General features: G+C 33.6%; 29 protein-coding genes and 1 pseudogene. All 30 read right to left on the bottom strand.

What is annotated here, in order from left to right; genetic code table 11:
* Positions 1 to 11: 11 nt before the first annotated feature.
* A complete protein-coding gene (locus N7659_RS03210; protein ID WP_263275787.1) occupies positions 12 to 422 on the bottom strand; it encodes a hypothetical protein in 411 nt (136 codons plus the stop codon).
* 112 nt (positions 423 to 534) lie between these two features.
* Entirely contained in the window at positions 535 to 969 is a 435-nt protein-coding gene (locus N7659_RS03205; protein WP_263275786.1) for a hypothetical protein, read from the bottom strand.
* Positions 970 to 1,085: 116 nt separating this feature from the next.
* Positions 1,086 to 1,523 carry a hypothetical protein gene (locus N7659_RS03200; RefSeq protein WP_263275785.1) on the bottom strand — a complete coding sequence of 146 codons (438 nt, stop codon included), beginning with the start codon at positions 1,521 to 1,523 and terminating at the stop codon, positions 1,086 to 1,088.
* 116 nt (positions 1,524 to 1,639) lie between these two features.
* A complete protein-coding gene (locus N7659_RS08165) occupies positions 1,640 to 1,789 on the bottom strand; it encodes a hypothetical protein (RefSeq protein WP_317629562.1) in 150 nt (49 codons plus the stop codon).
* A gap of 48 nt (positions 1,790 to 1,837) precedes the next feature.
* Positions 1,838 to 2,029, bottom strand: coding sequence for a hypothetical protein (locus tag N7659_RS08160; protein ID WP_317629561.1), 192 nt, complete (start codon positions 2,027 to 2,029; stop codon positions 1,838 to 1,840).
* Positions 2,030 to 2,146: 117 nt separating this feature from the next.
* Positions 2,147 to 2,539 carry a hypothetical protein gene (locus N7659_RS03190; RefSeq protein WP_263275784.1) on the bottom strand — a complete coding sequence of 131 codons (393 nt, stop codon included), beginning with the start codon at positions 2,537 to 2,539 and terminating at the stop codon, positions 2,147 to 2,149.
* A gap of 151 nt (positions 2,540 to 2,690) precedes the next feature.
* Positions 2,691 to 3,167 carry a hypothetical protein gene (locus tag N7659_RS03185; protein ID WP_263275783.1) on the bottom strand — a complete coding sequence of 159 codons (477 nt, stop codon included), beginning with the start codon at positions 3,165 to 3,167 and terminating at the stop codon, positions 2,691 to 2,693.
* A 645-nt stretch (positions 3,168 to 3,812) separates the two neighbouring features.
* Positions 3,813 to 4,328, bottom strand: coding sequence for a hypothetical protein (locus N7659_RS03180; RefSeq protein ID WP_263275782.1), 516 nt, complete (start codon positions 4,326 to 4,328; stop codon positions 3,813 to 3,815).
* A gap of 9 nt (positions 4,329 to 4,337) precedes the next feature.
* A complete protein-coding gene (locus N7659_RS03175) occupies positions 4,338 to 4,532 on the bottom strand; it encodes a hypothetical protein (RefSeq protein ID WP_263275781.1) in 195 nt (64 codons plus the stop codon).
* A 1-nt stretch (position 4,533) separates the two neighbouring features.
* Positions 4,534 to 5,043, bottom strand: a complete 510-nt coding sequence (locus N7659_RS03170) for a hypothetical protein (protein ID WP_263275780.1) — start codon at positions 5,041 to 5,043, stop codon at positions 4,534 to 4,536.
* 203 nt (positions 5,044 to 5,246) lie between these two features.
* Positions 5,247 to 5,687 carry a hypothetical protein gene (locus N7659_RS03165; RefSeq protein WP_263275779.1) on the bottom strand — a complete coding sequence of 147 codons (441 nt, stop codon included), beginning with the start codon at positions 5,685 to 5,687 and terminating at the stop codon, positions 5,247 to 5,249.
* A gap of 116 nt (positions 5,688 to 5,803) precedes the next feature.
* The gene (locus N7659_RS03160) at positions 5,804 to 6,241 is read right to left on the bottom strand and encodes a hypothetical protein (protein WP_263275778.1); all 438 of its coding nucleotides are present in this window, start codon (positions 6,239 to 6,241) and stop codon (positions 5,804 to 5,806) included.
* Between the two features lie 191 nt (positions 6,242 to 6,432).
* Positions 6,433 to 6,792: pseudogene (locus tag N7659_RS03155) on the bottom strand (hypothetical protein); the annotation flags it as partial.
* A 188-nt stretch (positions 6,793 to 6,980) separates the two neighbouring features.
* Positions 6,981 to 7,859 carry a DUF4299 domain-containing protein gene (locus N7659_RS03150; RefSeq protein WP_263275776.1) on the bottom strand — a complete coding sequence of 293 codons (879 nt, stop codon included), beginning with the start codon at positions 7,857 to 7,859 and terminating at the stop codon, positions 6,981 to 6,983.
* Positions 7,840 to 8,364: a hypothetical protein gene (locus N7659_RS03145; protein WP_263275775.1), complete on the bottom strand. Its 525-nt coding sequence runs from the start codon at positions 8,362 to 8,364 to the stop codon at positions 7,840 to 7,842. The genes N7659_RS03150 and N7659_RS03145 overlap by 20 nt, the downstream gene beginning before the upstream one ends.
* A complete protein-coding gene (locus tag N7659_RS03140) occupies positions 8,361 to 8,804 on the bottom strand; it encodes a hypothetical protein (RefSeq protein ID WP_263275774.1) in 444 nt (147 codons plus the stop codon). Before N7659_RS03140 ends, N7659_RS03145 begins: the two co-directional genes overlap by 4 nt.
* 218 nt (positions 8,805 to 9,022) lie before the next feature.
* Positions 9,023 to 9,325, bottom strand: coding sequence for a DUF4176 domain-containing protein (locus tag N7659_RS03135; protein WP_411575295.1), 303 nt, complete (start codon positions 9,323 to 9,325; stop codon positions 9,023 to 9,025).
* A gap of 54 nt (positions 9,326 to 9,379) precedes the next feature.
* Positions 9,380 to 9,886 (bottom strand): hypothetical protein, encoded by a 507-nt coding sequence (locus N7659_RS03130; protein ID WP_263275773.1) that lies wholly within the window; start codon positions 9,884 to 9,886, stop codon positions 9,380 to 9,382.
* Between the two features lie 43 nt (positions 9,887 to 9,929).
* Positions 9,930 to 11,408, bottom strand: a complete 1,479-nt coding sequence (locus N7659_RS03125) for a hypothetical protein (RefSeq protein WP_263275772.1) — start codon at positions 11,406 to 11,408, stop codon at positions 9,930 to 9,932.
* The gene (locus N7659_RS03120) at positions 11,405 to 11,740 is read right to left on the bottom strand and encodes a hypothetical protein (RefSeq protein ID WP_263275771.1); all 336 of its coding nucleotides are present in this window, start codon (positions 11,738 to 11,740) and stop codon (positions 11,405 to 11,407) included. The genes N7659_RS03125 and N7659_RS03120 overlap by 4 nt, the downstream gene beginning before the upstream one ends.
* Positions 11,733 to 12,059, bottom strand: a complete 327-nt coding sequence (locus N7659_RS03115) for a TIGR04197 family type VII secretion effector (RefSeq protein ID WP_263275770.1) — start codon at positions 12,057 to 12,059, stop codon at positions 11,733 to 11,735. The genes N7659_RS03120 and N7659_RS03115 overlap by 8 nt, the downstream gene beginning before the upstream one ends.
* 145 nt (positions 12,060 to 12,204) lie before the next feature.
* Positions 12,205 to 16,605, bottom strand: a complete 4,401-nt coding sequence (gene essC / locus N7659_RS03110; RefSeq protein WP_263275769.1) for a type VII secretion protein EssC — start codon at positions 16,603 to 16,605, stop codon at positions 12,205 to 12,207.
* Between the two features lie 8 nt (positions 16,606 to 16,613).
* Entirely contained in the window at positions 16,614 to 17,792 is a 1,179-nt protein-coding gene (gene essB, locus N7659_RS03105) for a type VII secretion protein EssB (RefSeq protein ID WP_263275768.1), read from the bottom strand.
* Between the two features lie 9 nt (positions 17,793 to 17,801).
* The gene (locus tag N7659_RS03100) at positions 17,802 to 18,044 is read right to left on the bottom strand and encodes an EsaB/YukD family protein (RefSeq protein ID WP_263275767.1); all 243 of its coding nucleotides are present in this window, start codon (positions 18,042 to 18,044) and stop codon (positions 17,802 to 17,804) included.
* Positions 18,037 to 18,507: a type VII secretion EssA family protein gene (locus N7659_RS03095; protein ID WP_263275766.1), complete on the bottom strand. Its 471-nt coding sequence runs from the start codon at positions 18,505 to 18,507 to the stop codon at positions 18,037 to 18,039. Before N7659_RS03095 ends, N7659_RS03100 begins: the two co-directional genes overlap by 8 nt.
* 9 nt (positions 18,508 to 18,516) lie before the next feature.
* The gene (gene esaA, locus N7659_RS03090; RefSeq protein WP_263275765.1) at positions 18,517 to 21,873 is read right to left on the bottom strand and encodes a type VII secretion protein EsaA; all 3,357 of its coding nucleotides are present in this window, start codon (positions 21,871 to 21,873) and stop codon (positions 18,517 to 18,519) included.
* 63 nt (positions 21,874 to 21,936) lie between these two features.
* Complete coding sequence (locus N7659_RS03085; protein ID WP_018369851.1) at positions 21,937 to 22,233, bottom strand: WXG100 family type VII secretion target; 297 nt, start codon at positions 22,231 to 22,233, stop codon at positions 21,937 to 21,939.
* A 183-nt stretch (positions 22,234 to 22,416) separates the two neighbouring features.
* Positions 22,417 to 22,887, bottom strand: a complete 471-nt coding sequence (locus tag N7659_RS03080) for an 8-oxo-dGTP diphosphatase (RefSeq protein ID WP_263275764.1) — start codon at positions 22,885 to 22,887, stop codon at positions 22,417 to 22,419.
* A gap of 63 nt (positions 22,888 to 22,950) precedes the next feature.
* On the bottom strand, positions 22,951 to 24,519 hold the full coding sequence (locus N7659_RS03075; protein WP_263275763.1) for a DEAD/DEAH box helicase: 1,569 nt from the start codon (positions 24,517 to 24,519) through the stop codon (positions 22,951 to 22,953).
* A 251-nt stretch (positions 24,520 to 24,770) separates the two neighbouring features.
* Positions 24,771 to 25,560: LPXTG cell wall anchor domain-containing protein (locus tag N7659_RS03070; RefSeq protein WP_263275762.1), on the bottom strand; the 790-nt coding region annotated here is incomplete at its 5' end.

Here is a 25,560-nt window from a genome sequence, read left to right as displayed (position 1 = left end):
ACTATTTCTTCTTACCAATTAATATCAGGAGAACTTTTTTCCATTTCTTTTATTTGAATTTCTTTTTTTCTATCATAATCTGATGAAATGAGATTAAATAATCGTATTTGCTCTCGTTTAAATAATTCCTTGTATAATTCCAAATTTTCACCAGCTTTCTTAGATGAAAAAAGACTTGCTTCATAAATAATATGACTATCTAACAAATCAAAAAGTAAATCAGATTCTGATTCAAATTCTTTTTCTTTGATAATCAGGTGACGTTCTTTACCAACAAGATAAAATTTATTATTGTCTGAATAAACACTTGTTCCTTCTGGAAAAAATTCTGGCTTTGTATCAAAAAAATACGTCATAGTATTCAAAATTGGAATTCCAACTTTCTGCAAACTTGATAAGAATAACTCTTTTATAGTTGACATTATTTTTCACCTCTTTACTCATCAAAGTCTATTATGAGTTTTGTCTATTATATCACAATGACAAAAAACTTTTCATATCACAAAAACAAGCTCACAAAATGTAAGCCTGTGCTTAATCTTCTTTTGTTTTATTTTTTAAAGGAGAAACGTAATCATCCGGTAGTTTGCCTTCTGCTTTAATCCACTGTTTCTCACCAATGGGAATCAGTTTTTCTAATTCTTCCTCTGTAAATAGATAATAACCACTTGAAGTATTTATCAAAGATATTGGATGTTCTGTAATAAATTTTTTTCTACTAGCCCTTTTATCTTCCTCTGTCAGTGGCCAATTGCCTGTCTTAACTTTAATATTAAGATCATGTAAATCTTTTTCACCCTTTTCAAATAAATGATAAAGATCTTCTGGTAGTTCATAGACCACTCGAATACTTGCAATACCTTCTTCTATAACATAATAATAAAGTCCATTATGACGCCAAATCTTACCATTAGGTTCCATTTGTTCATATTGACTGACTTCTTCCCATGTTAATCTAGTTTTTGCCATATAAAATCTCCTTCTTCAATACCAATATTTCTTATCACGATGTTTTTTCTATTATATCACAATGACAAAGGAGTTATCATATCATAAAAACAAGCTCACAAAATATGAGCCTGTGCTTAATCTTCTTTTGTCTTATTTTTTAAAGGAGAAACGTAATCATCTGGTAATTTACCTTTCCACTCAATCCAGTCTTTTTCTGCTAGGGGGATCAATTCTTCTAACTCTTCTTGTGTAAATAGCTCTCTTTTTTGAGGTAAATCTATCAGAACAGTTCGCGACTTTTCGGCAATAAATTTTTTTCTATAATATCTGTCTTCTTCCTCGGTTGCTGGCCAATCACCTGTCTGAACTTTAAAGCTAAGATCATGTAAAGTCCTTTCACCCTTTTTATATAAATGATAAAGGTCTTCCGAGAGTTCATAAACCACTCGTTCAGCTGCAATTCCTTCCTCATTAACCAAATAATAAAGACCATTATGACGCCAAATTTTACCATTAGATTCCATTTGTTCATATTGACTGACTTCTTCCCATGTTAATCTAGTTTTTGCCATGTAAAATCTCCTTTCTCAATACCAATATTTTTTATTACGATGTTTTGTCTATTATATCACACTGATAAAGAAGTTTTTACATCAAAAAAACAAGCTCACAAAATGTGAACCTGTGCTTAATCTTCTTTTGTCTTATTTTTTAAAGGAGAAACATAGCGTTCTGGAAGTTTGCCCTTCCAGTCTATCCACTGTTTCTCAGCAATTGGAATCAATTTTTCTAACTCTTCCTCTGTAAAAAGATTGTAGTAATTTGAAGTATTAACCAAGGTAATTGGACGTTCGGTAATTGCCTGTTTAATATTAGCCCTTTGCTCTTACTCAGTTAGCGGCCAATTGCCTGTTTCAATTTTAAAACTAATATCAGCCAATGTTCTTTCACCTTTTTCATATAAACGATAAAGGTCTTCTGGAAGTTTGTAAACAATTCTTTCTGAAACAATACCCCCCACTTCATCAACTAAATAGTAAATATTATTATGACGCCAAACAAGACCATCGTCTGTCATTTGTTAAAATTGACTGACTTCTTCCCATGTTAATCTAGTTTTTGCCATGTAAAATCTCCTTCTTCAATACAGAAATTATTCTATAGTATGAATACCGGTCGTGTCTAATAAGCTGAATTAATCCTTATATTTAACCGTACCAGACTCATAACCCGAAAAGAAGGGAGATTTTTTACTAGCATATTCAGTACCAGGATCATTTTTATCTCGAATAATAATTATTTCGCCTGTATTGTAGTTATAAAACATTTTTTCTCCGTTTAATTCAAAAGTTTTTTCCTCGAAATTCAGAGTCGCACTCTCACGGTACTCATCAGAAGTAAAATTAATTTTATTATCAACAATATCAATATAAATTGATTTATCTAGATATTCAGTATGTTGACTACGATTTTTTTTAATAAGATAATAACGCCCATTAAGCGGTTCATCTCTATGTAGTATAATGCCAAAAAAACTAATAATAATCAAAACTAGTGGTATGAAAATTAAATATTTCTTCTTTTTCATCTGATATCCTTTACTATTTTAAATAAGTTTTCCAAATTTTTCATATTTTATTGAGTCAACAATAGTTATTGGAAAATGACTGACAATCATAAGTGGTCTTTTATCTATTTTCGTTTTCACAACACTTCCAATAGGGAGTGGATTTTTCTTTTTATTTGACACTTTCATTATTTCCTTTCAGATAATCTTTGGCATAACGAACCATGAATAAGTCCGAATTGCCTTGAGCCAATTCTTGAAAAGTTTCTTTTCCAGATACCTTGTTCCCAGAAAGCAGTCTATTTTGACTTTTGTAAAAATCATAATATACTTTTTTTAGATTGCTATTGGGAATAGCTTCTTCAAAAAAAGAATTTTCTTTTTTGAGAAGCATGATATCTCTTACTGCCTCTAATTCATTAACAACTTTTTCAATGGTAGCTTGGTCTGCCTCAACTGACTTCACTCGATTAATGACTGCTTGAAAATCAAATACTTGGTCACTCATTATCATAGAAAGTGTCCATAGAAGTTCGTAGGCTAATTTATAGGTTGGTCTCTTTTCTAATGCTGTTAAATCTATCTCTTCTAGCAGTTTGAGAGCATCCAGAAAATTTCCTCTGAAAAAATGACTTTGTGAACGAGACAAACTATTATGAATTTTCGCTAATGAACTTAAGAATCTATACCTCCTAAATCTCCTAAGATAAGAATCGTATAAAGAAATATTACAATAGTCAGAGAATATAAACATGAACGATAACATGTAACAAAGATTAACCAATAGTGAGGGGAAAAACCAAAAAGATATTGCTAATACTTGCATTATTAAATTATTAAAACCGTCTAAAAGAACAATGAGACCAATTGTAATAATCAATAATACTACCTTAATAGCTATTTCTTGTATCAAAATAGCTTTGAAGCTACGCTGATGATTCCATTTTGCTAATTTTTTTGAAATTTTTCTTATTTTTTCATTGTATCACCTTATAAATCTTTTTAAAAATTTGATAGTTGAGAGTCCTACTAATTATTTTAAAATTCAGTTAAACGTCTTCTACTCAATCAAATTTTTTCTTAGATAACTCTACAAAACCGATTCATACAAACGGTCAAGTTGAATCATTATGTCAGTCAATTGGATTTATATCAATGAAAGAGAAAATTTTAGTTAAGAATTTTCCCAATCATCAATCATAGTTGCTAAAAAGAAATAATGGAATCAATTAACAGTTTTGTTGTTGTTGATAGTAATTATTTTTTACCTAGATTCATATAAACTACTATAAACTTATCTCTTTCCAAAAAGTAAGATTATTTTTCTATAATAATCTCTCGGTGAGTAAAATGAGCAAACTGAAAAAAGTAAAGCACCTAGGTTAAGTAATAAAAACATGCCAGTTATATAACTTAGATAACCAATAATAAGACTAAGAGTGAGAAAAGTGATAGGAAGTAAAATACTTTTTATCAATTTTTTTCTAATATCAATATAAAACTCATCATCAGGAGTAAAATCTTCAAGTACCTGAATTTTCAATTGACATAAAAATAGCACTAACAGTTTTCCTATTAAAAAATAAGCAAGATAAAATACAAAAATTATTGAAAAATTGTCAACAAGGATTGCTCTGTTTATGATTATAAGTAATTGTTGAAAAGCAATAGGAATAGCAAGTTTTTTATTCATTCCAAACTTATTGATAGCTACAATCACAAACTGCTTTCGAAGTCTATCATAAGCAATGGCTCGTTCGTTATCGATAGCATAAAATGACAATAATTTTTTTGCTTTTATAGTATACATAAAACTCCTTTAAACATTATCTTCTGTTGTGATTTCAAATTCAATTTTTAGTCCATCAGGTTTCTTATGAACTCCTCTAAAGAATAAAAATCCTACCCACCAAATAGATAAAACCATGAACAATCTAAATTCAACATAATAGTTTAAAATCAAAATGGGTAAAACATAGACTGTCAGGACAAAAACATAATTTATTCTTCTCATATTACCAGAATCCTTTTCCTTTTTTGAGTATCTTTAAAGGGGTTTTTGCCTTCACTTTTCCAATATAATGAAGTTTTCCAACCTTCTTTTCCATGACAATTTTTCGGTAGGCAAATAAAAAAAACATGGAAACACTATAAGCCATTATTAACAATAAAACATTGAGCAAACCACGCCACATATCATGAACATCAACAGCATCACCAATAAACCAATGTCTAGGAAGAAACTTACCAAGCGGAGCCAGTGCTATACCTAAAATAACACCTAGATTTTTGTTTCTAGGATTAGGAAGAAACTTCTGATAGTCTTCCTCTGAAATTATTTTTTCTTTTAAACTTTGCTCTACTTGATAGATATTTCTTGGCCAATTAGATGAAAAGCTATAATTTCTTTGGACTAAGTACTCGTCACCCTCTTTTGTTAAAATTAAATACCAGCCTTTAATGATTTTTTTGTGATCAAATGTTAGATTAAAAAATTCACCCTCAATTATTTTTGTAATAGTCATTTTTTCTCCAAGTCTAAGTCATTGAATTTCAGATAACTTATTAAACAGTTAAAAAATTGCTGGCCTTCCAAATGAAAGTAATATTATTAAAACGTTCCAAAACAAACCACTATTTTTTTATCAACCTATGATGACTATTATAACATAATAATGAATAATATTTAATATTATTAAAAACAAGCTCACAAAATGTGAGCCTGTGCTTAATCTTCTTTTGTTTTGTTTTTTAAAGGTGAGACGTAATCATCTGGTAATTTGCCTTTCCACTCAATCCAGTCTTTTTCTGCTAGGGGGATAAGTTTTTCTAATTCTTTTTGAGTGAATAAATCTCTTGTTTCTGGTAAATCTATCAAAACTGTTCGTGATTCCTCAGCTATGAATTTTTTATCATTTGCAATTTTTTCTTCCTCTGTCGGTGGCCAATTGCCTGTCTGAAGTTTAAAAGTAATATCATGAAAAGTTTTTTCACCTTTTTCAAATAAGCGATAAAGTTCTTCTGGGAGTTCATAAACCACTCGTTGGGCTGCAATACCACCTTCTTCAGTCACATAATAATAAAGGCCATTATGACGCCAAATTTTACCTTCAGGTTCCATTTGTTCATATTGACTGACTTCTTCCCATGTTAATCTAGTTTTTGCCATATAAAATCTCCTTCCTCAATACCAATATTTTTCATCATGATGTTTTGTCTATTATATCACAATGACAAAGAAGTTTTCATATCACAAAAACAAGCTCACAAAATGTGAGCCTGTGCTTAATCTTCCTTTGTTTTATTTTTTAAAGGAGAGACGTAACATTCTGGAAGTTTGCCCTTCCAGTCTATCCACTGTTTCTCAGCAATTGGAATCAATTTTTCTAATTCTTCCTCCGTAAAAAGATTGTAGTAATTTGAAGTATTAACCAAGGTAATTGGACGTTCGGTAATTGCCTGTTTAATATTAGCCCTTTGCTCTTCCTCTGTCAGTGGCCAATTGCCTGTCCGAAGTTTTGTATGAATATCACCTAATGTTCTTTCCCCTTTTTTAAATAAACGATAAAAATCTTCCGGTAGTTCATAAACCACTCTTTGTGTTGCAATTCCACCTTCTTCAGTTACCAAATAATAAATTCCTTTGTGTCGCCAAATTCTACCATCATGTGTTATTGGCTCATATTGACTAACTTCTTCCCATGTTAATCTAGTTTTTGCCATGTAAAATCTCCTTCTTCAATACCAATATTTTTCATCACGATGTTTTGTCTATTATATCACAATATTAAAGAAGTTTTTACATCACAAAAACAAGCCCACAAAATGTGAGCCTGTGCTTAATCTTCCTTTGTTTTATTTTTTAAAGGTGAGACGTAACGTTCTGGAAGTTTGCCCTTCCAGTCTATCCACTATTTCTCAGCAATTGGAATCAATTTTTCTAATTCTTCCTCCGTAAAAAGAGAATGTGAACTTGGGTTACCAACCAAGGAAATAGGATGCTCAGTAATTAACTCTTTCCTGCTAGCTCTTTTCTCTTCCTCTGTTGGTGGCCAATTGCCTGTCTTAACTTTGAAACTAAGATCAAGTAAAGTTCTTTCACCCTTTTCATATAAACGATAAAGGTCTTCTGGTAGTTCATAAACCACTCGTTCGGCTGCAATTCCTTCTTCATTAACCAAATAATAAAGGCCATTATGACGCCAAATTTTACCATTAGGTGCCATTTCTTCATATTGACTAACTTCTTCCCATGTCATTTCACTACGTGCCATATAAAATCTCCTTTTTTATTTCCTATTGGTATTGAAGTCTTTTTTTGATATCTTTGTCTTCTTATCTTATATGCTTTTTATGATATCATAATGACTTTTCTTTAGCTTGCTTGATTAAGCTACGCTTTAGCTTAACATAATTATTTCAAAAAAGACTGTGACATAGTCGCCAGTCTCTAAAAATGATTTTATTTATTTTTTTGAAAATAGTCTTGACCAAGTGGTTGCACTAAAGCATATTTGGCATCTATCATAAAATATTGCCCTTCTGGTAGCTGATTAAAGAAATCTTGATAGTCTACCTCAGCAATCACTTTATTGTCATCCGTCTTGGCAAATAAACGCCAATCTGTTATCTCTTTATCATTATACTGCTTCAATAGTTCTGGTTCAAGACTTGGCACAAATGATAAAACGGTTGGTTTGTCAACATTGAGAAAATTTGTCCCGATAAAATGTGTTGTTTCTCCTGATTCAATGCGATAAACATGTTGTTTAGATTGATAATCTGTGACATATTGAGTTACCATGAGTAGTTTTTCATAAGTGTCGAAAAAGCGCTCATCTGATGTAGAAAAATAGTGTTGTAGCATGTTGCTATCTAGAAAAATGGGTCTCTTGACACCTGAAAACTGACGAACCTCAGAGGTTTTTTGTAATTCTAAGTATAACTGTGACAAATGATCAATAATATGATCTGTAAAAGAATACTGAGTGATTTGCTCAGCTGTATAGGTATTACCTTGTTCATCACTGATAACACCATCAGTTAGAGCCGCTATTAATTTGATAACCATCAAGGCTCCTGTCCAATCAGAAGGTGTTGCCAAAGAAGGAACTTTCACTTGATAGCTTTCTTTTTGGTAGCTAATATAAAAACCAAATACACTTTTATTTCTAACACCAAATAAAACTCTTTCATAGTCAGATATTAAAGACGTTTCATCCATTTTTTGATTGGCAGTCTTCAATGTCACACTAAAACATTCGAAAAGATCAGTTGTTGCAATGATATCTGCAATCCTTAATTCTTTTTGACTTGCTATATTAAATATCGTTACTGTCATTATTCCACCACTCTCTACCATTAATAGGGATATTTTTTCTTCTTGAAAGAATGTTAAACTCTGTTGTTTGAATTGGTTGTGTTACCCAAACACTCTCACTTGCTTCAAGATCTGATTTAGTCGTTAAACGTGATGTCACCGTATCAACTACGTCACTAAGAAAACCTTCTTGAGATGATAAAGACTTTGCCCCTTTAAACCATCCCTTTGACTTTAAAAATAAAACATCATTAGTCATTAAGCGCGCCCATGAAGCAGGTCTAATAAAAAACTCATGACTCGCTGAAAAAATCTCTAATTCTTTTTCATCACTCTTGGCACTATAGTGAATATCAAAACGCTGGGCAATTTCCTTGGTTGGAATAACCTGTTTAAACCAACCCCCTTCTTCGACCATGCCATCCTCTAACAAATTTGGCGTTTTTGTATAGATGACACTCATCTCCTCACCTATTTCAAAATGATTAAAAACCTTATCTTGATAGACTAAAAATGATTTTATCATAATTCCTCCCACCACTTTCTTCCCTTAATCGGTACATTTCTGCGACTAATGACTAATTCAACATCTTCTATTGGAACCGGTAAAGAGTAGTAGTAAGCCTTACCATATTCTTCCATAAATAATTTATTTGGATCAAATAGTTGGTTGGCTTTTAAAAATTCAACATCACTTGTAAAGAAATAGACAACCCCATTTGGTTTTTCAATTTCAATTGGATGAGCTTCAAAACCTAATATCTCTTTTCCTTTATAATATCCTTCAACGGTTACTTCGTAAATGGCGGAAATATCTTTTGTGGGAACCTCTTTGTAGAAAGTATCCTCAGAATATTGAATAAACCCCCATTCAAGATATTTCGGATCATGGGTAACAATTTCAAAGCCTTTCTCCTTTTCGCTATAGTAAAAAAATAAGTCATCTCGGTAAACAGCGATAAACATAGTGACCACACTTTCTTTTAGTTAATATATCGGAAATGTCCTTTTTCATATATAGCAAGTAATACTTCTTCGCCATCAACATTAAGAAACATTTTTGAACCTTCGGCTAATTCTACTGGATCATTTTTCTTGTCTATTATATCACAATATTAAAGAATTTTTCATCTCACAAAAACAAGCTCACAAAATGTGAGCTTGTTACTTAATCTTCTTTTGTCTTATTTTTTTAAATCCGCAATAGTTAATCTATTATAGGGAATTGTATCTTTCTCTCTTTCAAAAATGTCTTGTGCTTCTATTTCTGAATCATCTACATAGCCCTCAAACCATACTTTAGCGATGTCTTCTTGATTAAAAAAGTAAGCTTGATTATTTATGGTTCCAGTAGGATATATACAAGATGAATAATCAAAGTAACCTAATTCCCCATTACTATTATAAAGTGGAAATCTTGATGTTATCATCAATTTGATATCACCATTTTTTAATTGCACAACACTTCCAAGTGGTAAATATTTCATAATTTCCTCATTTTTTTCTCAGCTAAAGAAGCTAAACTACTAAAAAATATTTTATTACCATAGTAAAAATATTTTTTGGTAAAAGCCTTTTGATGCATACAGACACGTTGGAACAAATGCTAGACTCCCAAAAACCAAAAACATAAATAAACCTGATGTATAGCTTATGTAGGCACAAACAAGACTTATAGTGAAAAATATAAAAAAGTAAATAATCCCTTTTAAAACATTTTTTCTTTCTGTCTTGTAAAAGTCATCTTGGGGAAAATAGTCTTCATATATCTGCAATTCTTGTTGATTCACTTTAAACCACACAAGTTTGGCTAATAAAAATGAAAGAAAATAGAAAACAAAAATCATTGAAAAACTATCAACATGGATTGATCTATTTAAAACCATAATCATTAGATAAAAACCTCCAGGAACAGCAAGCTTTTTATCCATTCCGTATCTATTGATTGATGCAATCACATACTGTTTTCGAAGTCTATCATAAAAAATAGCACGCTCATCATCAATGGCATTAAATGGTACTAGGTATTTGGTTTTGATGGTATACATAAATCTCCTTTTAACGTCAATTTAGCATATTAATGACAATTTTTTAGAAAGAAAAAGCAGAACCTATGTCAGAAAAGAAACCTGAAACAGCATCTCCAACATCTGATATAGTGTCTTCAACCTTTGATACTACAGCATCTCCAACTTCTTTAACAGTTTTTGTAATTTCTTTATTAATATCCTTTAAAAAGCTATTGTTAACTACAAAGTCTACAACTTTTCCAACTGACGCATCGTACATTTCATCAAATTTAATTGAAAACGCAACAGTTGCTACTGCTCCAGCTAAAGCACCTGCAAAAAAACCAGCAAAAGTACCAAGAACAGGAATACCACTTCCAATAGTTGCACCAGAAAGTGCTCCTGACGCTATGCTAGCAATCAGAGAACCTACACTTATACCAATAGCAAAATGTCCAACGGTTTTGACTGTCGCATCTATGAAATTTTCACCTTCTATTATTTGATCATAAAAATCTTTTCCTGCTGCAAGTACAGAAATAGCTTTTGAACCATAATTTAACAAATTTCCAAAAGCAGAACCAATACCATTAGAAGCTGATACTGCTCCACTACTAACATAGGAAACCGCTTCACTAAATTTACCTGCTACTTTAGCACTTCCAGTTAATCCATATGTTTTCATCATTGTATATAAGGTAGAAATTAAACCCATCCTTTGCATGTAGGCAGCGAATTTAGGCAATCTTTTTAAAAACTCTTCTGAACCTTTCTTCAAAAAAGTCTCTATCAATTCAAATGAAAATTCTTCTTCTATTTCGTCTAATATTTCTTGGACACTCTCTTCATTCCCACCAGAAACAGCTATTACATAATCTTTTAAGTCATTTTTTAATAATTGAGATTGACTTTTTAGTTTTTTCTCCCACTCTTCATCAACTGTTTTTGTCCACTCCATCTCTTTTTTTGAGGGTAATTCAAAAAGTTGCGTGCTAGCGTTCCAAGAAGCATTTGCTTGACCAAGACCAGTAGTCACTGCTGCTTGGAGAGTGGAAATTTGATCGAAAATAGCCGGTGAACTGGCATTAAAATTGAGTAATTTTGTCAATTTTTCTTCAAGTGTTTGCTTCACTCCCTGTTGAATGGAGATACTGTAATCAAGATTGTTAATCGTCTGCCAATTTGGTTTTTCACGACAACGCATACTGTAACTCAAATCCTGATAACGACCAATAATACGGTCTGTTTGCATGATTTTTTCACGAAGTTCACTCTCCTTTAAGTCCACACTATCAACTTCTGCAGTATATTTTGCAGGTAACTTCTTACCACTATCATTGATAGCATCGTTCAAAAGAATACAAGCCTTTACCAAGGGAATTAGAATAGTGTTACTGTATGCTTTCGCAGAATCATAAGCTTTTCCTTTCAAACCTTCCTGAAAAGAAAACTTACATAAGGCAGCTTGCAATTGTTCATAACCTGTATTTTGACTGGAAATCATACTTGAAATACTAGTTGCTTGACTCTGTGATGAGCCTAGATACATATCAATACTCATTTTGTGAGATTTTCCTTTCTCTGCTTTTCTCTAAGTATTTGTTGCTCATTTTCAAGGCGAAGGTGTTCAGTTCTTAAAACCTCTTCCTGTTTTTCAAAGTATCCAACTACTAACTTTGAAACAGTTACTTGTTCTTCAATAGCTTGAGAAAATTTATAACGGTTAGAGGACAAGCGAAATTCTTGAAATAAATCTTCTAAAAAACGTTTGGTGTCATTGGAGAGAGATATATAATTTTCCTTGTCTCGTAATAATTGACGTTTTTCAGTTTCTAATTGATCCTCTTGTTCCTTTAAATGTGTTTCTTTCAAATAAAAATCATCATCACTCATTTAAAGTGAACCCCGTACTAGCGTTTGGTAAATTTGATTTTTCAATTGCTGAACGCATATTCTCATCTAATGCCTGAAACTCACTAGCCATTTTATGAATATTCTCTGACATAGTCATGATAACTTTTGCTACTTGCGATTCAGTACTTTTAGCAAGATCGATTACCGAGTGGGCATTAGTATTCCCAGCCACAGTTGTTTGATTATCCTTGGTAGCTATGCTACTGCTTGTTAAAGAAGCAACTGCATCAGATAAAGCAGTAGCTGCTTCTCTTGCTATGGCAGTATTATGTAAAATAGAGTTTGAATTAGATGCCATCACTGTTTCTCCCTTAAATTTCTTTAAAGTTTCTTATATTTTATCATTTTAAACGTATTTTTTCAAAAAAACTTGTCTTGTTTACTTACTAACTGTATTTTTTTAAATCATTTAACTAGTTGACTTGGTTTAAAGGATTGTCCCGCTATTTTTCGGTGAGTGCCATCAGTTGAACAAAGTCATAGCCGTCTGGGTAGAGAACATAACCTTGTGTTGGTTTTAGGCTTGGTTCATTAGTGATATATGGGTAGCGAGTGTGTGACTGGTCACTGATACGCATTCCTAGGAAGACTTGATCAACCAAGTGTTGCATCTGCTTGACGTAGCTATCATAGGTGTTTGTAACAAGGTCTTGGTAGTTACCGATAAAGACTGGTGTTACACCGTTTTTAGGCCCTTCTGTGACTAATACTTTAAAGTCTGCGTCACTAATACCTGATGCGAGTGCTGTTGCAGCTAAATCTGGGATAATCACAAGCCATTTTGGATAGTCAGGATTTGGTTCTTTGAGGCGCTTATGAAGATCAGCAATAATCGTTGTTAAAGCATCTTTCACTTCTGCTGTTGTCGTGAAGCGTTGCACGTTTTCAAAGAACTGGTTAGCAATTTGTTGACCTGAATCCAAGATAACACTGTGGTAACTGTCCCCAAGACGATCAAGATGATAGTCGAGGAGGCGGTAATAATGATTCACAAAAACAGGACTGTCTGATGCTAGTAGCATTGGTTTTTTAAAGCTAAAGGCAACTGGTTTGACGTATTCTCTCTCAAGTCCTAGAACAAATTCATTATCTTCTTTATTTGCCACAAGTAATGGGTCTTCTAGGATACTTGGAGTGACAGTCTCAGGCAACATTGGAATCGCCTGTGGCAAGTCTCCGTTAAAGCTTTCTCTCATTTTTTCAACTTCTGTCTTGACTTCTTTAATATAATCAACATAATGCTCACTGTGGTATGGCAGTGTGACTTGGAAGTTGACCATTTCATCAAACTTAGTGATGGCACGTCCCTTTATCTCATCGATTGGGATGTTGGAACGACCAACAACACCAGATAAATCACTCTTATCAAATAGGAAGAGGGAAATCTTGGTTTTAAAGTTTGATTGCAATTGTAGACGCATAGCATTGAGACGAGATAAGGTAACCACCAGATAAATGCCAAGGGAAACCCCATCACGCGCCACTACATTTAAGACCTCATAGAAAGTATCTGAGAAGCTAGCGTCAGAAACACTATCAAAGCCGTCAATGAGAATAAAGAGACGTGGGAAGCTCTCTTCTGAGATTTCATTATATTGGCTAAGATTCGTCGCTTTTACTTGTGAAAGGGCTACTTTACGTTGTTTAATTTCTCTTTCAAGGAAACGAAGTGATTTTTTAATTTTCTCTGTTTCATCCAGGGCAAAATAATCTGCCACGTGAGGAAAATCAGAAAGTGAAATCATCCCACTCGTTCCAAAATCATAAAGATAAAAATGCGCCTGATCTGGTTTTTGTTTTCTCATCACATCAAGGGCTAAGTTTTGAAGGAAGGTTGACTTCCCAAAACCAGGACTTGAAACAAGTAAGATATGACCCGTTTTTTCCATATCAAGGTAAAGTGGTGACTGCTCTTGTTTTTCAGGAATATCTTGATAGCCGATTAGAATCGATAAGGACTTATCACGATTATCCCAGTAATCCTTAAAATCTATTGATTGAAGACTATTAGCATAGACTTTTTCAGCAAGTGGTGGGAGCCATGGACTTGCCACCTTGTTTATTTTCAGCTGATTAAAGATTGCTTTCGTTTTTTCAACAATGGCATCTAGCTCGGTTGGAATGGCTTTGACATTTTTCTTCTTGTCAAGACCACTCAAATCTTTATTGATGGCTGTGTACTGACCGTTATCTGTGATTTCATAGATAGTGGTCTCTTTTTGGATAGTATTTTTTCCACCTGGAACATAGTCAGCCCCTGACCAGGCACTTTGGAAGAGTTCATAGATTTCGTTGTTACCCACTTGAAGATAGGCTCGTCCGACCTGTGTAATTTCAGCAGCATCAGGCGTCTTGATGATTTCACGAGAATCTGCCACATCTTGCACTTTGAGGGCAATCTTAAATTTAGAGTTGGACCAGATTTGATCGTTAACCACACCACTAGGTTTTTGAGTGGCTAAAATTAATTTTACTCCTAGGGAACGACCGATACGAGCCGTTGATACTAACTCATCCATAAATTCTGGTTGATTCATCTTTAACTCAGCAAACTCATCACTAATGATAAACAGGTGAGGAAGAGGCTCAGTGACCTTGCCTTCTTTAAATAATTTCATATACTGATTGATATGATTGACATTATTTTCCAAAAATATCCGTTGACGTTTTTGGAGTTCTGCCTTAATCGAGATAAGGGCACGGTTGGCTTGGTTACCATCCAGGTTGGTAATTGTCCCAACAACGTGCGGTAGATTGGCAAACAAGTTGGCCATCCCACCACCTTTATAGTCAATGAGGAGGAAAGCAACTTCGTAAGGATGGTAGTTAACCGCTAAGGAGAGGATATAAGACTGAACTAACTCAGACTTCCCTGAACCAGTTGTTCCTGCTATCAGTCCGTGAGGGCCATGGGCCTTTTCATGAATATTGAGATAAAGAAGATCATCTCTTCCTCTAACACCAAGAGGGACGGCCATAGACTGATAGGTTTCATTTTCCTGCCAGCGATGTAATATCTGCAAGTCTTCCACCTGATCAACGCCATACATCTCAAGGAAAGTGATGCTATTTGGAATATAGTTTCTCAGTGTTTGCACATGGTTAATCCCAGCCATATGACGGGCAAAATCTTCTTTTTCCTTGTTAGTAATAACAGGAAGCGGGACAAACTCTTTATTAACGTAGGTTTCTTTTTGAAGGATAAGAGTGGCTTTTTTATCACCACGGTAATCAACGACGGTTTGTACGTGTTCAGGCAAGCTTTCAATTACTTCTTCAACAAAGACATAGTGAATGCCTAAATGTGAGAGATTTTCGTTGATGTATTCCATGATATTATGATCAAGCATCAAACTCAAGTCGGTGATAAAGAGGATATAGCGAGGACCGTATTCTTTTTGAGTGTTTTTATCTTGCTCACTATCAAGTTTTCTCTCTTTGATGATTTGATAAAGAGAAGTCAAGAGTTGATCTCTTGTGCGTTGACTATAAACAAAGCCACGACTGTTAAACGCTTTTAACTTGATATGAGGAAGCCACCTACTCCAATGCCAAAGAGGCATTTCGTCTTCACGGAAAATCGGAATAAACTGAACATCGTGATAACTTTGAAAAGTTGCTAGTTGCATCATCAACTGTTGCACTTGTTCTATCACAACTTTTCTCGTTCCAATATAACCAATTGGACCAGCCACTTCATTTAAAATAGGAGCATTAGGTATCGTTTGATAGTAACGAATCAGCTCTCTCACTTTTTGACTAGCATCTTTATTGTACTGCGTGAGTTCTGAATCAGCATAGTCAATTTTAAAACTAGCTGGAACGTCACCAAGTCCTAATCGATAAGTGAGAAAATCAAAATGATAAGGTGTTTTCTCATAAATTCTACGATCTGTTTTTTTCACCATTTCTAATAGGTCAGTCATATCTGGGTAGTGGTAGAAAAGAGCCGTCGTTTGTTCTTTTTTATACTGGGCTAACTCTTTATACTTGGTATCAAGATAGTCCATATAATCTGCTAATTTCTTTTTCTGAGTGACTTTGTGTGATTTTTTATCAGAAAAATAACTATGGATAGATGTTCCAATCGTAATCACAGACATTCCCATCATCATAAAAAGCATGGCACCGCCCGACGTGAAAACATAAAGTAAGATAGTAAAGACAATCATAGCAAATGGAGTGATTAAAAGTTTAATCAGTGATTGCTTTTTCCCTTCATCTTCTGTTGGTGCTGAAGCGATGGTAATCTTTGCTTCATTTTCTCTTAAAATGATACGAGGAGATCTATGAAAATCTTTAGAACGATCTTCTGTAACATCCTTTGAAAAATGGATAAGTTCTGTATTGACGAGAAAAAGACTAGCCAACATGAGTTGCTGTTCTTTTAAAACCAAAACCAAACCAGCCTCAAAAACAATGGTATCATTGGTCATGAGAGACACCTTACCACTTGTTTTCCTACCATTTAAGAAATAGTCGCTGTTTCCAATAAACTCATAATCACCTTTATCGGTGGGTGACAAAACAGCTTCTATATTACTGTCTACTAGTTGAATCAGGGCATCATCAGTTTTTGAAAGATAAATAGTCCCATCTGGTAATCCTAAATAGTCGGCATCTTCTAGTACTAATAAATGAAGGGTTACTGAATCTTCTAGAACAATCGTGTGTCGTCCTTTTTGATAAGTTTTCTCAGCGAGTATGACGTCATCTTTTTTAGTTTCAATCTGTACAGAATTTTCTAGAGGAAGATAGATGTCATTTGTTTCTTTTCCCAGTGAGTAAATCGTATTTTCATAGATAGGATAAGCATTCTCTTCATATATGAGATAAGTAATCATAGTGCCTCCTAGTTTTTATCAGTGTTAGCATTGTTGGTAGCTGAATCATCTGAAGTTGCTTCGTCATCTTCTTCACTATCAAAGGTTAAATAAGTCTTTTTCAATTCATCTAATTTTGACTTATAGCTGTTGATTTGCTGCGTTCTTTCTTCGGAGTTCAACTCTGGGTTTCTTTGGATTTCGTCAATCTTTTTAGTCATCCCATACATTAACAATTGCGGGTCATCTAAAAAACTTGCGATATCAATGGCTTCATCGATATTAGCTTGGCCGATTAAAATCCAATAACGCAAATAATCTTCATTAGATTGTGTTGAAATTTTGCTTAACTCTTCTTTTTGTTCTTCGGTTAAAGGTTCAGTCATAATAACAGAGTAGGCAACAACGTACTTGTCATCTTGCGTCAAAGAACGGCTATCAGTATTCTTTATGGCTGTTATCACTCGTGAATAGTCTTGATTGATGAAAGCCAAACGCAGTTCTGAGACTGTTTCTTGTTTTGGAATGGCAAAAAAGACAAAATAGAGTACGCCTAGAAGTGATAAAACACCTACAATGGCTGATACAATAGAGGCAATTTTTAAGCGTGTTAGTGTATTGTTAGAAACACGTGAATAATGCTCTTGGTTATTTTTTTTCTCTTTTTCAAACTTTTCATTGAGTAAATCCAAAATAGTATCAACAGTGGTTTGTTTGTTAATCGTTTCTGAGAATAGTTTACCCTTATAAAATTCTAATTTACCAGACATTAAAGCGTGATAATCTGCTCTTTTGTCAAGTAACGAGATAATCATTGCCTTATAAGAAGTTAAGAAAGTTTCCTCTGTCATTGCCTCATAAGGAGGCACTTGATCAACAATACCTCTTTCGATAAAAAGTGGTAAACCATTTCTTGTAAAAACGATGTTTTCAGGTGCCAAATCATAGCTGTATTTTGAATGTTTTAATTGATGGTAGACTTGACCTAGATTAATCAAGTGTCTTAATTTTTCTTCCTCAGTCATTGCTGTTAGCTGTTCAAAGTCGTATATACCATCAAAAACAATACTCTCTAAAGAAATACCATCGTCATCTTGACTAAGAGCGACATCAAGAAAAAGAGGATGGCTAGCCTCTAACAAGGTATAGGCCAGTTCACGATTTCCTCTAATATCCTCTAATACTAACTCACGTTTTAATTCTCTCATTTCTTTCTCCTATAAGGTTTCAAGCAGCAAAAGAATGCCATCATTAAAAGATGACAAATCATTTGTACTAAACACTAATTCATTGGTTTCACGTATTCTTGCAGTAGGATTTTCAATGGTCAAATGAAGGCCATAAGACTCTGAAACAATGGTTAAGATTTCTTTGAAACGCATTGTTCTTGGCACTCTTAAATCCAATTGACGACCTAAGAAATCGTTAAAATCAATACTAATATCAATATAATTATCCATGATTTTTTCCTCTTTTATGACCAAAAACTCGGTACAGTGAAAAAAGCATCACTAAGAATCCCAGAAGAAAAATGACAACTGTTTGGATAGAAATAGAAGACTTTTTTTGTCCAAGCGTGACATTATATTCTCCTAAGCTGGAGTTTGCTGTATCGGTAATAAATAACAAGGGTTGATAATTGTCAACCAAGTTTTCTTCTTCAATTTCTTGTAAAAAAATAGTCTCTTTTAACTCACGTTCTTGCGAAAGACTACTTTCTTGTTTTTGGGCAATATTTTTTGTAATTTCTTCTTTAAAGAGTTGAGATAATTCATTTTCTTGCTCAATATAGAAGACTTCTTTTCGTGTTTCGTTTGACTGGATATCGGTATTAATCTTGAGAGATCCGTCATCTGCTAAAACTGTAGGAATAAAGATACTTATTCCTACAGTCATAACAATTATTAATATTCTTTTTTTCATAGGCTAACCTTATGATTCTTTTACTTTATTATAGGTAAAGAGATTAAAAGCAGCAAAGACAAGTGTTGCAAGTAATATCACAACAAGGGGTTGACCCCAACCACTACTATGGTTAATATAGCTTGTCAACATTTCTTCAATATGAGTCAGTGGTGACAAACTGGTAATCAAAGTATTGTTTGTGACATAATAGGCATCTAATAATTGAGTTGCTGTCACAATATAAAGCATCAAGAGCAATAAACTGATTAAGAAACCAAAGCTCTTAATTTTTTGAATCAACAAGTTGATACCATAGGTGAATAAAAGGGTAGTAACCATCATCAAGATAAATAACATCATGATTTCGCCACCTTTTAAACTTAATTTTAAGCCAGAAATGACAGCAATAAGAAGAGCGGTACTAACACCCATACCTGTGAGAAAGGCAAGAGGGCCAGTGGCATTTTTCCAGTGAACTCGATCTGTCATTTTAAATTGTTTTTGTAATTGGCTAATATCAGTATGTTGCATGAAATAAACAATAACAAGACTTGCTAAATAGCTGATGAAAACGAGTAGAAGACTTGATCTTTCGTCTTGTCTTGCTGTTGCTGTTTCTTCAGTAATTGTTCCAAGTACTGTCTCAATTTTTGAAGCATTTACAGGATCCGAGAGGTATTCATAAACAGCACTATTTTTTTCGTTACCTGTTTTAGTATTATTCAAAACGGTAGCAAAAGATTTGAGAAACTCTTCATTTGAACCATATTCTCTTGTCATAACAGCTTTTAAATCAGCCACTTGAGTTGAAAGATTTTGACCCTCTCTTTCAAGAGAGTTAATATCGTTATTAACTTGACTGATATTTCTTTGAAGATTATCAGAAACTAATTGATTTGACTTAGTATTATCAACTAGTGTTCTACTAGCTGATAAAAGGGTAACTAGGTCTTTATTAATATCAAGACTGACAGTGACCATGTCTGTGTTATCACGTTTTTCGTTTGACACAATTTCAGGTTTGTTAGTCAACTGTTCCTGCACTAATTTAGTTGTTGCCATTGTATCAGTTAATTGTTTTGTCAATTGAGCCGTTGTCTCTTGAAGCTCTACTACGCTAGAATTTAAAGCATCACTTTTAGCTTTTAAAGCTTCAAAATCATTTAGTTTTTCATCTGTAATCTTAAGATTATCTTTTAAGCTTGTAATAGTTGCATCTTTAAGAAGTTTAACAATGATTTCTTTAAGATTATCTACTTCTGTTTGACCGATCAAGGTTTCTTTACCTACTGTAATACTATCCGCTGATAATGCGCCTTTTGCTAAATCAATATCGTAGAAGGCCTGCACTAATCCAGACAATTCTAAGTAAGAACGAATATCTTCATAAAGAGCCATACCTTTTGTTTTTCCTGAATACTGTTGGTATGGGAAGTGAACATTAGTCTTGCTGTAAACGCGATCAATTTCCTTTTCAGACTTTTTATAAGTCACTACAGGTTCGGTTTGAGTTGATGTTTCAACACCAGTTGAGCTGTCAGTTTGACTAGAAGCATCAGAAGTATTTGTTTCACCTGTTTGTGTTGAACCATCACTTGAACTCTCTGTGTTAGTTTCGCCCGTTCCAGGGACATCATTACTTTCAGTTGTTGTTTTATCAGATTCATTACCTGCAGAAGCATTTGAGTCTGACGTTTCTCCACTATTTTGAGATGACACATCTGATGTTGTCGTTTTTTCTACAGTTTCATCCTCTTCAAAATAGCTCAATTTTTCAATGGTTTCAACGTCTACCTTAATTTCAACTGGTTCAAAAATATCAATTTCATTTTCATTAGCTGGAGCAATTGAATAATTGATAGTAATTGCTTCTTTAGTGTTTTCAGGAACATTAATGATATAAGTATTGCCTTCTAGTTGAGCAGATTGATTACTAATATTCAAACGATAGTTTTCTGGAGCGGTTAAGATAACTTTTTTAATATCACCTTTTAAATTAACGAAAGAAATCTGATGTTGTTGTCCCAATTGTGCTTTGGTAGCATTTTTTACCTCAACTAATTGGCTATCTTGGATAGTCGTTTCTCTCTTAGCTGGAGCTGCAATATTATTCTTGATAGTGTACCAAGTAACAAAAGCATTGATATTTTTCAAATATTGCTTGTCTGAGTCACTTAAATCCATACGATTAATTGCTGCATCATCAAAATAAACTAATTCAGTTAGTTTTTTATTGACTTTATTAGTCATACCAGCATTAATCGATGCCACATAAAGACCCAAAGTATTAATCACTGATTGATCTCCATTAATATCACCATCTGAACTCTCTATGGAAGCTTTCACGGCATCTGCTACTGCTTGATCATAATTCGTTAATGTTGAATCAATCTCATCATTTTGTGTTTTTAATTCCTCTAATAACTCATTAATAGTGACATTAAACTGTTCAGTATTTCCTTTTGTTTCTTCCCAAACTGTTGCATTAGTCACAGTATTGGCAAGAGTTGCATTAATATTTTCTAGTTGAGCCAACTGTTCTTCAACAGATAATTGTGACAAGTTATTATCATAAGTATTTAGACTGTCTTCTCTAGCATCTATTGAGACTTGCCATTGTTCTTGCAATGATTTAATGGTTTCTAATTCAGAATCATAAGTGCGATCTGTATTGATAATCGCTGTAAAAGCATCATTAGAATTATTCAAATCACGATTGAAAATATCATAGGAACTCAAGATATCATTTATGGGTGAGCTGAGACCGTTAAATTGTTGAGAATAAGTATTTAAAGGATCAGTCAATCTTAGATTGAAAGAATCAAGAGTTCTATTTTCATTAGAGACAACTTCTCCAACACGTGATTGTGCAGTTTGAAGATTGCCTATAATACTTAAAAAGTAAATATTGATTAACTCTTTATTAAAGAAACTCTTCAAGTCTGTAACAGCTTGTTCAGCTTGACGAGCAACTAACTGTTTATCAGATTTAATCTGATACTGAAAAATAGCTTGTTGTGGATCCGTTGCTTCTAAAGATAAACTATCTTGAGAAAACTTACTAGGTAAAATAAGCATTAATTGATAGGTATTATTTTCTAAACCTTTTTCTGCCAAAGATCTTGATACCAACTCAACATCATAGTTAGAATTAGCTGAAAAGGCATTAATTAGCGTATCACCAATTTTAACAGGTTCACCATTATAAATAACACCAGAATCCTCATTAACAACTGCTATTTTCAAAGCATTTTGCTTTGTTGTTTGCGTTGTATTTGAAGGTTTTGAGCTAATAGGACTAGGCTTTATTACACCTAAATAAGAGATGAGGGCCACAAAAAAAAGTAATCCTATTCCTAGTATTATCAATTTTTTCTTTTTCATTATTGTCTCCATTATAATACAAAAAAGGTTGAGGATATTGCCTCAACCTTATCAGCGTTTTCTTTATTGTAGGCCAAAGTTACGAGATAAGTCTTGGTCATTTTGTTGCATTGCTTGAGCAGTTTTATCAAGTTGTGTATTGATTTGTTGCATCAATTCAGCAAAGTTTTGAACTTTTGGTTTCAATTCATTGAATTGATTGTCGAAACCTTGAAAGGCTTGACCTTCCCACTCAGTACGAAGAGTATCTTGTAAGCGTTGAAGGTTGTTCAAAATAGTTGTAATATCATTTGAAGCTTTTCCGTACTCACGAGCGCGACTTTGTAGCGTTTCTGGGGATACACGAATTTGTCCTGACATAATATTGTCTCCTTTAAATTTTATACATTTATTTTATCATTAGTTAAAAAATTTTACAAGCATTTTACTTTAATATACACGATTTTTTTAGAATATAAGAGATTTTTTTAAAAAATGGTTTTGATAGTCTCTTTCAAAAGGACATATCAGAGATATTAAAATCCTAAAAATAGCCTTCTTTAATTATTCATAACATTTTGTAACCGTCTTAACAACTTTTTTTAACTGATCATCCCAGTAGTGAATGCGCTCAAAACTGCCTTTTCTATAATATAAGGGAAGGCGTTCTCTAATATCATCCTGCATTTCTAGATGCGCAATTTCTTCAAGACTAAACCACCTTGGTTCACCTTCTCTTGAGTTTTTTAACAAGTCGCCTTCAAAAGATTGACAGAGAAAATCATAGTAGACATATCTTTCTTTTTTTAGAGGATTTGTAAAACCAGAGATGCCTTTTAATTCTAGATTTAGTGCTGTTAACCCAGTTTCTTCTTTTAATTCTCTGACTGCCGCTTCAAAAAAACTTTCTGGAAATTCGACTTTGCCACCTGGTTGAATCCATCCTTTAAAATCATCGTGTTGACTATTTATTAGGAGAATCTTGCTTTCTTTTTTGACACAAATATTAACCCAATTTTTAATGGTTTCTGACATACCTTCTCCTTAACACGGTTTTCTTATCATTATAATAAAAAACGTCCATTTCTGGACGTTTTCTTAGTTATCTTTCTTTTTTCGGATGACAAATCCACCTTTTTTATCATTAGAAGAACGGTTAGACTTTTTGGAATCCTTATTATAAAAATCTTTATTTTTTTTATTTGAACGACGTTTGTGATCTCTATCATCGCGTTTTCTATCGCCACGATAACCGCCACGACGATCATTGCCACCTTTACGGCCACCACGATTGCCTTTTCCTGATTTTGATTTACCACCACCAACATATTTGAATGGTAATGGTTTTTCATTAGGAATAATCACTTTAGGTTGTAACTCTGGATCTTGAACAGTCAAGGTTAGGATATATTTTGCTAATTCTTCTGGTGAAAACTCTGCGACTAATTTTGCAGCATCTTCATCAAAACGATCAAAGTTAGCACGAATGGCTTTATTTGAAAAATCACGTTCGATTTTTTGCAAAGCCACTTTTTTCATCGAATGAAAAGCTTCTTTTGCAGTCGGTGGTTTCATTGGTAGCATTGGCTTTTTAGTCAATTTTTCAATGATTTTAAGGTAACCCACTTCATTTGGTGAGACAAAAGTAATAGATTGACCTGTTTGACCCGCACGTCCAGTACGACCGATACGGTGAACATAGCTTTCTGGATCTTGAGGGATATCATAGTTGTAAACATGAGTGACACCGGTCACATCAAGACCACGAGCGGCAACATCAGTTGCTACTAAAATATCAACAGCTTCACCTTTAAAGTCTCTTAAAACACGCATTCTTTTACTTTGATCTAAGTCACCATGGATACCTTCTGCTCGATAACCTCTGATTTTAAGACCACGAGTCAACTCATCAACACGACGCTTGGTACGACCAAATACAATAGAAAGTTCTGGCTGATCAACATCCATAAGTCTTGTCATGGTTTCAAATTTTTCATTTTCTTTGACAAGAATATAATGTTGTTCAACTAAATCTGTTGTTAATTCCTTGGCAGCAATTTTAATGTGCTCAGGTTTTTTCATGAATTTAACACCAATTTCCTTGATGGGAGCTGGCATTGTTGCTGAAAATAGTAAGGTTTGGCGAGTTTCTGGAACACGACTGATAATTGCTTCAATGTCTTCCAAAAAGCCCATATTAAGCATTTCATCTGCTTCATCCAAAATCAATGTTTCAACATTTTCAAGGCGAAGTGCCTTACGTTTAATTAAATCAAGTAAACGTCCAGGTGTTCCAACAACCACATGAGCACCTGATTTTAAAGCTTTAATTTGTTTTTCAACACTTGTTCCACCATATACAGAGCGAACTTTAACGCCTTTTTCACGGCCAAAACGAAATAGTTCTTCTTGGCTTTGCACTGCTAATTCGCGTGTTGGTGCAATAACAAGTGCTTGAACCAAATTACTTGACGTATCAATTTTATTTAAGGTTGGCAAACCAAATGCCGCTGTCTTTCCGGTTCCTGTTTGGGCTTGACCAATCACATCCTTACCTTCTAAAGCTAAGGGAATCGTTTTTTCTTGGATAGGTGATGGTTCAGTAAAACCAGCTTTTGTAACAGCCAATAAAATGTCTTCTGACAAGTTTAATTCATTAAATTTCAATATATTTCTCTTTTCTAAAAGAACAGTGCGAAGCTGTCCTATAAAACCTTTATTTGTTTGACAACTCAACCATTATAACACAAATATGAGAGAATACTAAGGATTTCACCTTATTAAATCTTATTAATAAGAATAATACGTTTTCAAAAATACTATTGAAAATAAAAAGTTGTCAGACTAAAATATTCTGACAACTTTTTTAAATTTAAAGTGAAGAATTAGTATAAAAGAATAGATAATAATTAAACTAATTAAATTTCATTATTAGGATTATTCTTTTTTTCCAAAATTAAACCATACAAACCTAGTGACAGAGCAATAATACCACTGACAGAAAGTAAAGATAAGTTTTCACGACTTCCCGTTTTGGGAAGTTCAGAGTGATTATTATTTACATTACTTTTTATTAGATTCCCTTTGTTAGATGGTAATTGACCTATATTTGATAGTGGAATAAATGGTATATCCAATTTAGGTTTATTTGACTGAGATATATTCTTAATCGGAATATTGATATTAGGGATAGTATTGTTTGGCACATTATTTCTTGGAATATTACTGTCAAGTGTAATATTATTTGGAACACTGTCTACTGGTACATTTTCTCTTGGAATATAACGATTAGTTGTATTATCACTACCAAAATCATCATTATTGACTAAACTTCCATGTTCTTCTTGTGCACTATGTTCACCGCTGGCTCCTTTGTCATCTTTATCTATAATGACTTCTTTACCATCTAAGAAAGTGATAACAGTATTACCTAAACTGTCTTTTCTGACATTAGTGATGCTGACTGAATTGCCGTCTCGAGCATCACGTCCGGTTTGGCCTGTAGCTCCTTGTAAACCACGTTCACCTTGTAAGCCACGTTCGCCTCGGTCTCCCTTATCACCTTTGTCTACTGTAACTGTTTTACCATCTGAGAAGGTGATAACAGTATTACCTGAATCATCTTTTCTGACATTAGTGATGCTGACTGAGCTACCGTCACGACCATCGCGGCCTGATTGACCTGTTGCTCCTTGTTCACCGCGTTCG

Source organism: Streptococcus sp. CSL10205-OR2 (genome assembly GCF_025660655.1).
Taxonomy (GTDB): Bacteria; Bacillota; Bacilli; order Lactobacillales; family Streptococcaceae; genus Streptococcus.
Note: the sequence above shows the minus strand (reverse complement) of the source record. Positions and strands in the feature narration are given on the sequence as shown.